This is a genomic window from Streptomyces sp. IBSBF 3136, assembly GCF_036815105.1.
Lineage (GTDB): Bacteria > Actinomycetota > Actinomycetes > Streptomycetales > Streptomycetaceae > Streptomyces.
Window position 1 is genome coordinate 22678 of the sequence record NZ_JAJSZC010000085.1, and the last position, 7474, is coordinate 30151.

Consider the following 7474-nt stretch of genomic DNA (forward strand, 5'->3'; position numbering starts at 1 on the left):
GGTCACGAAGCCTCGCCCGGCATCCGGTCCCGAGGGAGGATCAGGCGAGGTCGTACCGATCGAGGTTCATGACCTTGTCCCACGCGGCGACGAAGTCCCGCACGAACTTCTCCCGTGCGTCGTCGCTCGCGTAGACCTCGGCGACGGCACGCAGCTCGGAGTTCGAGCCGAAGACGAGGTCGACGCGACTGCCGGTCCACCTCACCTCGCCCGTGGCGCGCTCGCGGCCCTCGAAGGTCTCCGCGGTCGCCGATGTCGGCTTCCATTCCGTGCCCGTGTCGAGCAGATTCACGAAGAAGTCGTTGGTCAGCGACCCGGGCGCCGAGGTGAGGACGCCCAGCGACGAGTGCTGGTGGTTGGCGCCCAGCACCCGCAAGCCACCCAGCAGGACGGTCATCTCGGGCGCGCTCAGGCTCAGCAGGTTCGCGCGGTCGACCAGCAGGTGCTCCGACGGCCGCCGGTCGGCCTTGCCGCGGTAGTTGCGGAACCCGTCCGCTTTCGGCTCGAGCGGGGCGAAGGACTCCGCATCGGTCCACTCCTGCGTGGCGTCCGTGCGTCCCGGAGTGAAGGGGACCCGGACGTCGAGGCCGGCGGTTTCGGCGGCCTGCTCGACAGCCGCGGCTCCGCCGAGCACGATGAGGTCGGCCAGCGAGATCTTCTTGTCGCCGGTCTGGGAGCTGTTGAAGGACTCCTGGATCCCCTCCAGGGTGCGCAGCACCTGTGCCAGCGCGTCGGGTTCGTTGACCTCCCAGCCCCGCTGCGGTTCGAGGCGGATGCGCGCGCCGTTCGCCCCGCCACGCTTGTCGCTGACGCGGAACGTCGAGGCCGACGCCCACGCGGTCGAGACGAGCTGGGAGACCGACAGCCCGGAGGTGAGGATCCGGCCCTTGAGCGCGGCGATGTCCGCCGCGCCGACGAGTTCGTGGTCCACGGCGGGGACCGGGTCCTGCCAGCGCAGCGTCTCCCGGGGGACCAGCGGTCCGAGGTAGCGCTGGATCGGGCCCATGTCGAGGTGTGTCAGCTTGAACCACACCCGGGCGAACGCATCCGCGAGCTGCTCCGGGTGCTCCAGGAAACGGCGCGAGATCGGCTCGTAGACCGGGTCCGTTCGCAGGGCGAGGTCCGTCGTCAGAATCGTCGGGGTGTGTGTCGTCGACGGGTCGTGGGCGTCCGGCACGGTGCCGGCCCCGCCGCCGTTTCTCGGGATCCACTGCCACAGGCCGGCGGGGCTCAGCTCCAGGTCCCACTCGTAGCCGAACAGGGTCTCGAAGAAGCTGTTGTCCCATCTCGTGGGGGTGGGTGTCCACACACCCTCGAGCCCGCTGGAGATGGCGTCCGGGCCCTTTCCGGTGCCGTAGCTGCTCTTCCAGCCCAGGCCCTGCTCCTCGAGGGGGGCGCCCTCGGGTTCGGGACCGAGGTAGGCGTCCGGGTCGGCCGCGCCGTGGGTCTTGCCGAACGTGTGGCCGCCCGCGATCAGCGCGACGGTCTCCTCGTCGTTCATCCCCATGCGCCGGAACGTCTCGCGGATGTCCCGGGCCGCGGTGAGCGGGTCCGGGACGGTGTTCGGTCCCTCCGGGTTGACGTAGATGAGGCCCATCTGGTCGGCGGCCAGCGGCCTCTCCAGCTCCCGGACGCCGCCGTGACGTTCGTCGCCGAGCCAGGCGCGCTCGGGACCCCAGTAGATGTCCTCGTCGGGCTCCCAGACCTCCGCCCGGCCGCCGGCGAAGCCGAGGGTCGTGAAACCCATCGTCTCCAGGGCGCGGTTGCCCGCGAAGATCATCAGGTCGGCCCACGAGATCCTGCGGCCGTACTTCTTCTTTATCGGCCAGAGCAGCCGGCGCGCCTTGTCGAGGTTGCGATTGTCCGGCCAGCTGTTCAGCGGCGCGAAACGCTGCATGCCGGCGGCCGCGCCACCGCGGCCGTCGTCGATGCGGTACGTCCCGGCACAATGCCACACCATCCGGATGACGAGCGGCCCGTAGTGGCCGAAGTCGGCCGGCCACCATTCCTGCGACGTCGTCAGCGCCTCGTCGACGTCCCGTGCCAGGGCGTCGAGGTCGAGCGTCCGGAACTCCGCGGCGTAGTCGAAGTCCTCGCCCATGGGGTCGACCGTGGCGGGGTGTCTCCGCAGGATCGTCAGATCGAGCCGGTTCGGCCACCAGTCGCGGTTGCTCGCACCCCCGATCGGTTGACTGCGGTGCCCGGTCGGGACAGAGAGGCCGAGGCCGCCCGCGCTCCCGGTGTTCATCTCGCCGGCCACGGCGTCCGGACTGTCAGACACGGGACTTTCCTTTCGATACCAGCAGGTCGTGCCGGGCTTCTCAGATGTCCAGCGCGCGACGCACGGCCGACACGTTCCGCCGGGAGACCGGCACCATCTGGTTCGTCCGGTCGTCCATGATCAGCATCAGCTCGCCCTTGAGTCCTCGCTCGATCTCCCGGATGCGGCTGAGGTTGACCACGTACCGGCGGTGCACCCGCAGGAAGCCGACATCCGCCAGCTCACTGTCGAGCTTGTCCAGGCTCGGAGAGGCGGCTCGCAATCGCCCCTGATCGGTGGAGAACCACACGTCGTTCCCCTGCGATTCAGCGACGGAGACCTCCGGCAGGCGTAGCAGCACCATCCGGTTGTCGCGCATCGCGACCAGTCGGCGCGGCTGCACCCAAGGGCGCACGAACCCCTCCGCCTGGGGCAGCCGTGTCCCGTCGGAGGCACCGAACGAGATCAGGTTCCCGATCAGGTGTCCGGACGAGAAGACGGGTCGAATACTGATCGAGGTCGGCTCGTCGGCGAGATGGGCGAAGATCTGCGTCGAGCCGACCCAGTCAGGATTGTGAGCCGCCTGGCTGGTGGCATACCGGGCGGCCGCGATCAGTTCCGGCAGCCCGGGGTTCCATCGCAGCGTGGGGTCGACCGCCGGGGTGCATGCCGGGACGCCCAGGAGCACGCTTGCCATGTCGTCGGCGATCACCACCTTGCCCGCGGTGTCCACGGCGGCGAGCGCCGCACCGGAGCGTCCCCTGGCCTGGGTGTAGGCGGCGACCAACTCGGCGCCGCTGTCCCGGGCGCGCCGCTTCAGCGGGTGTTGGGTCATGGTGACCGCGTTCGCCAGCCAGCTTTCCGCGGACGCGGGAAGCTGTCTGCGCCAGCAGCAGATGTTCAGGACCGCGATCGGATCCCTGGTCACCACGTCGCGCACCGCGATGCCCGCGCAGACCCAGTCGTGGAATGCCTGGCACCAGTGCTCCGCGCCCCTGATCGATACCGGGCCGTGCGCCTCGAGCGCCGTGCCCATGCCGTTCGTCCCGACCGCGCACTCGGACCAGCAGAACCAGGGCGCCAGATTGGAGTCGCCGGCTCTCGCGAGCGCGGCTTGATCACCCCACTCGGCCAGTATGCGGCCGGTGGCATCGGTGACGGTGACGAGGCCACCGAGGTTGCCCACCTCATGTGCCACGGAGGCGGCGCGAAAACCCAGCTCGGCGAAGACGACATCGTGCTCGGGCGTACGGTCGAGCTCCGCGACGGCCACCGGAGCCTCCGTGAGGTGAGGATCGACCCGGTACTGCTCTCGGCAGCGATGCCAGGAGATCGCCACCAGAGGCCGGACACCCGGAATGTGATCCTCGCCCTGCACGAACCGCTCCCACGCCGCGAGCACGCTGCCGCCGCCCGGGTCCGCCGAGAGGGGCTCAAGCCGATGAACATCCCTCATGGTTCAGAACCGCCCTTGGTCCATCCCCAACGCCCGACGACGTGCGCGCCGACCGCTCGCCGCTCGTCGCGGCCGGGACTGCAGCGGGCAGCGCACTGCGTCGCGCGTCTTCCTGCTCCGTCACTCGTTGCAGGCCGTGTCACAGACCTGCACTCCCCACCCTAGGTACCGTTGTCGGGCTGCGCACGTCCCTCTCCGGGCCGCGTGCGAAAAGGCGCTTGACGGCCGGCCTCGGACACCGCACCGGCGGCAGGGCACGCGGCTCACAGCAGTGGGCCGGACATGGTGCGCGGCATTCAGCACCCCCCGATTCGGGCTCCCTGCCTGCGCCGACGGTGCCCGTTTCCTGCCGGGCTGGGGCTATCGTCGGAATCACGGGGGGCAGCACGAGGAGGTCGGCCGTTGATGCCACCGGACGAGGCCGTGGTCGGCCGCACGGGGACGGTACTGATCGGAACGCGCGGGTCCGCGGGGCCCGGCGAGATCCTGGTGCGGGTCCGAGGCGGCTCCGAGACCTTCCTCGCCTGGTCGGAGCAGCCCGTGTCCGCGGGTGCGACGGTGCTCGTGATCGAGTCGCGTGGATGCCGTGAGGTCGGTGTCATCGAGTGGGTGGATCCATTGGACGCGCTCGGCGAGGACCCGGCCGGCGCCGACTGAGGAGTACAGGCATGCTTGGATACCGCGTCCCCGCCCCCGACGAGGCGATGTTGATCTCGGGCGGCAGGCGGGGCCTGGGAGGCGCGCCGTTCCGCGTGGTGACGGGGCACGGCAAGTTCGTGCTCCCCGTCTTCCGCAAGGTCCGGTTCCTCACCCTGTCCATGTGCGAGTCCGAGGTCACCGAGACCTGCGTGACCAGACAGGGCATCGCGTTGCACGTCCGCGCGGTCATCGCTTTCAAGGTCGGCAACGATCACGAGAGCATCATCAACGCGGGTCAGCGGTTCCTCTCCGACCAGGAGCAGATGTCGGTGCTCACCGGTCGGATCTTCGCCGGTCACCTGCGGGCCATCATCGGTTCGATGACGGTCGAGGAGATCGTCACCGAGCGGCAGAAGCTCGCCGCGGAGGTCCTGGACACCTCCAAGACCGAGATGGCGAAGATCGGTTTGACCGTCGACTCCCTCCAGATCCAGTCGATCGACGACGGCGACACCGGATACATCGACGCGATGTCCGCACCGCACAAGGCGGCCATCCAGCGGCAGGCCCAGATCGCCCAGGCGCAGGCCACCCAGGCCGCGGCCCAGGCGGAGCAGGCGGCGGCCCGCGCGCAGGCCGAGTACGCCAGGCAGACCGCCGTCGTCAGGGCCGAGTACTCGGCCGAGGTGGACCGCGCCCAGGCGAAGGCGGCACAGGCGGGACCGCTGGCTCAGGCGGACGCCCAGCAGGAGGTGCTCGCCGCCCAGACGGAACTGGCGCAACGACAGGCCAAGTTGCGTCAGCAGCAGTTGGTGGCGGAGATCGTGAAGCCCGCCGAGGCCGAGGCCGAGCGGGTCAGGATCCTCGCGGCCGCCGAGGCACAGCGCATGAAGATCCAGGCGGAGGCGGCCGCCTCGTACGACCGGGTCGCACTCGACCGGATGCTGATCGACCAGCTCCCGCAGATCGTCAAGGAGGCCGCGGGCGGCCTCGCGGGCGCCCAGGTCAACGTCCTCAACGGCGCGGACGGCCTCGGCGAGATCGCCGCCGGGCTGGTGTCCCAGGGCCTGACGATCCTCGACTCGGTCCGGCAGAACCTCGGCGGCCACGACCCCGACGGCCACCGCCCCCAGGAGAACGAGGACAACGGCCTGCTCCGGCTGGCCGCCCGTAAGGAGCAGAAGCCGAACGACGGCCGCGTGGACGTCGACTGAGGACGGCGGCGGGCGTGCCACGTACGCCCGCGCGCGGCGAGAGCGCCGGCCGCGCCTCGCCCGCGACGCGCGCGTGGGCACGCGCCCGTCGCGGGCCGTCACGCGGGACGCGCGCGTGGGTGGCGTTCGGCGTGCTGGTGAGTCGGCCCGATCCCCGGACCGACCGGCTCAGCCGCCGCTCTTGCGCCTGAACGACCGCTGGCTCGCGGCCGGGCCGTGCGCGGCACGCACCTTCGAGGCATCCGGGCCGGCGGCCGTGTCGGCGGCGTCCGTCTGCGCGCCGCGCTTGCGGGCCAGGGCTTCGCGGAACTTGCGCTTGAGGTCGTAGTTGCCGTCGCTGTCCGGCGTCAGAGGGGACGTCCCGGGCTCAGCCGGCTCCGCACCTTCCGTGGACACGGGCTCTGCGGTCATGGTGACCTCCTGGGTTGGGCGGGTTGGCACGGGCAGGCACAGCTTGTCATGCCGGGCGCGGTGTGGGCCCGGGGCCGCCCCGAAAGGTCGTCGAACCCGGGCCGGCACGTCCACTGCCGGGGCAACGGCTCTCAGCCGCCACGACGCACACGGGCGGCCTTGCGGGCATCCGCCAGCTTGCGGGCCTCCCCGGCCTTCCTGGACTTCCCGCCGGCACCGCGGGAGGTGTCCTTGCTGGTGCCGAGGCCGCGGAAGGGGGCGTTGGTGTTCCTGGGCCGGGGAACGGCGGGCCCGCCGTCGAGCGGGGCACCGGAGGGGGTCCTGGCGCCGGTGATCCGGCTCAGCTCCGCCTCGCCCGAGCGCACCTTGGTGACGGTCGGCTCGATGCCGGCCTCGGCCATCACGCGGCTGGTCTCGCGGCGCTGGCCCGACAGCACGAGCGTGACCACGGTGCCGGACTCACCGGCGCGGGCGGTGCGGCCCGCCCGGTGCACGTAGTCCTTGGGGTCGGTGGGCGGGTCGACGTTGACCACGAGGTCCAGGTCGTCCACGTGCAGGCCGCGGGCCGCGACGTTGGTCGCCACCAGAACGGTGATCTCGCCGTTCTTGAACTGCGCCAGGGTCCGCGTGCGCTGTGGCTGGGACTTGCCGCTGTGCAGGGCCCCGGCGTGCACCCCGCTTGCCCGCAGATGCCGGGTGAGCTGGTCGACGGCGTGCTTGGTGTCGAGGAACAGCAGTACACGGCCGTCGCGGGCGGCGATCTCCGTGGTGACGGCGTAGCGGTCCGGGCCGTGGACGACCAGGACGTGGTGCTCCATCGTCGCGACCGTGCCCGCGGACGGGTCGACCGAGTGGACGACGGGGTCGTGGAGGTAGCGCCGGACCAGCTGATCGACGTCGCGGTCGAGCGTGGCCGAGAAGAGCATCCGCTGCCCGTCGGGGTGCACCTGGTCGAGCACCTCGACCACCTGCGGCAGGAATCCCAGGTCGCACATCTGGTCGGCCTCGTCCAGCACGGCGATCCGCACCCGTCCCAGGCGGCAGGCGTTGCGCTCGACCAGGTCGTGCAGGCGTCCCGGGGTGGCGACGACCACCTCGGCTCCCTGGCGCAGCGCGGCGATCTGCCGGCCGATCGACATGCCGCCGACGACCGTGGCCATCCGCAGCCGCAGTGCCTCGGCGTACGGCGCCAGCGCCTGGGTGACCTGCTGGGCCAGTTCCCGGGTGGGTACGAGGATCAGCGCGAGGGGCTGCTTCGGTTCGGCGCGCCGCCCGGCCGTACGGGTCAGCAGGGGCAGACCGAAGGCGAGCGTCTTGCCCGATCCCGTGCGCCCGCGCCCCAGGACGTCACGCCCCTTCAGGGCATCGGGCAGTGTGGCGGCCTGGATCGGAAAGGGTTCGCGCACCCCGAGTCCGCTCAGTGTCCGCAGCACCTCCACCGGCAGCTCCAGGCCGGCGAAGGAGAGGGCCGGGGGCGGCGCCGGGGTCGTGGCC

6 protein-coding genes are annotated in these 7474 nt (G+C 71.2%); 2 read left to right on the top strand and 4 right to left on the bottom strand.

Annotation, left to right across the window (positions count from 1 at the left end):
- Positions 1-40: 40 nt before the first annotated feature.
- Both katG and V7E45_RS19645 read right to left on the bottom strand, forming a co-directional pair.
- On the bottom strand, positions 41-2248 hold the full coding sequence (katG, locus tag V7E45_RS19640; protein ID WP_443056098.1) for a catalase/peroxidase HPI: 2208 nt from the start codon (positions 2246-2248) through the stop codon (positions 41-43).
- Positions 2249-2321: 73 nt separating this feature from the next.
- On the bottom strand, positions 2322-3638 hold the full coding sequence (locus V7E45_RS19645) for a DNA-binding protein (protein WP_333775489.1): 1317 nt from the start codon (positions 3636-3638) through the stop codon (positions 2322-2324).
- Between the two features lie 483 nt (positions 3639-4121).
- Here V7E45_RS19645 and V7E45_RS19650 point away from each other — a divergent pair, with 483 nt between their 5' ends.
- Positions 4122-4373 carry a hypothetical protein gene (locus tag V7E45_RS19650; protein WP_333775490.1) on the top strand — a complete coding sequence of 84 codons (252 nt, stop codon included), beginning with the start codon at positions 4122-4124 and terminating at the stop codon, positions 4371-4373.
- 11 nt (positions 4374-4384) lie between these two features.
- Positions 4385-5569: an SPFH domain-containing protein gene (locus V7E45_RS19655; RefSeq protein ID WP_333775491.1), complete on the top strand. Its 1185-nt coding sequence runs from the start codon at positions 4385-4387 to the stop codon at positions 5567-5569.
- 168 nt (positions 5570-5737) lie between these two features.
- On the opposite strand, the gene V7E45_RS19660 is transcribed toward V7E45_RS19655, so the two are convergent.
- Together V7E45_RS19660 and V7E45_RS19665 are read right to left on the bottom strand one after the other, a co-directional pair.
- A complete protein-coding gene (locus V7E45_RS19660) occupies positions 5738-5980 on the bottom strand; it encodes a DUF5302 domain-containing protein (protein WP_333775492.1) in 243 nt (80 codons plus the stop codon).
- 131 nt (positions 5981-6111) lie between these two features.
- A partial coding sequence (locus V7E45_RS19665) for a DEAD/DEAH box helicase (RefSeq protein ID WP_333775493.1) occupies positions 6112-7474 on the bottom strand: 1363 nt, incomplete at its 5' end.

What these genes read in the sequence shown, in the direction of transcription:
- katG (WP_443056098.1), bottom strand. Translation starts at nt 2,248, where the DNA reads ATGAACACCGGGAGCGCGGGCGGCCTCGGCCTCTCTGTCCCGACCGGG.
- V7E45_RS19650 (WP_333775490.1), top strand. Translation starts at nt 4,122, where the DNA reads ATGCCACCGGACGAGGCCGTGGTCGGCCGCACGGGGACGGTACTGATC.
- V7E45_RS19660 (WP_333775492.1), bottom strand. Translation starts at nt 5,980, where the DNA reads ATGACCGCAGAGCCCGTGTCCACGGAAGGTGCGGAGCCGGCTGAGCCC.
- V7E45_RS19655 (WP_333775491.1), top strand. Translation starts at nt 4,385, where the DNA reads ATGCTTGGATACCGCGTCCCCGCCCCCGACGAGGCGATGTTGATCTCG.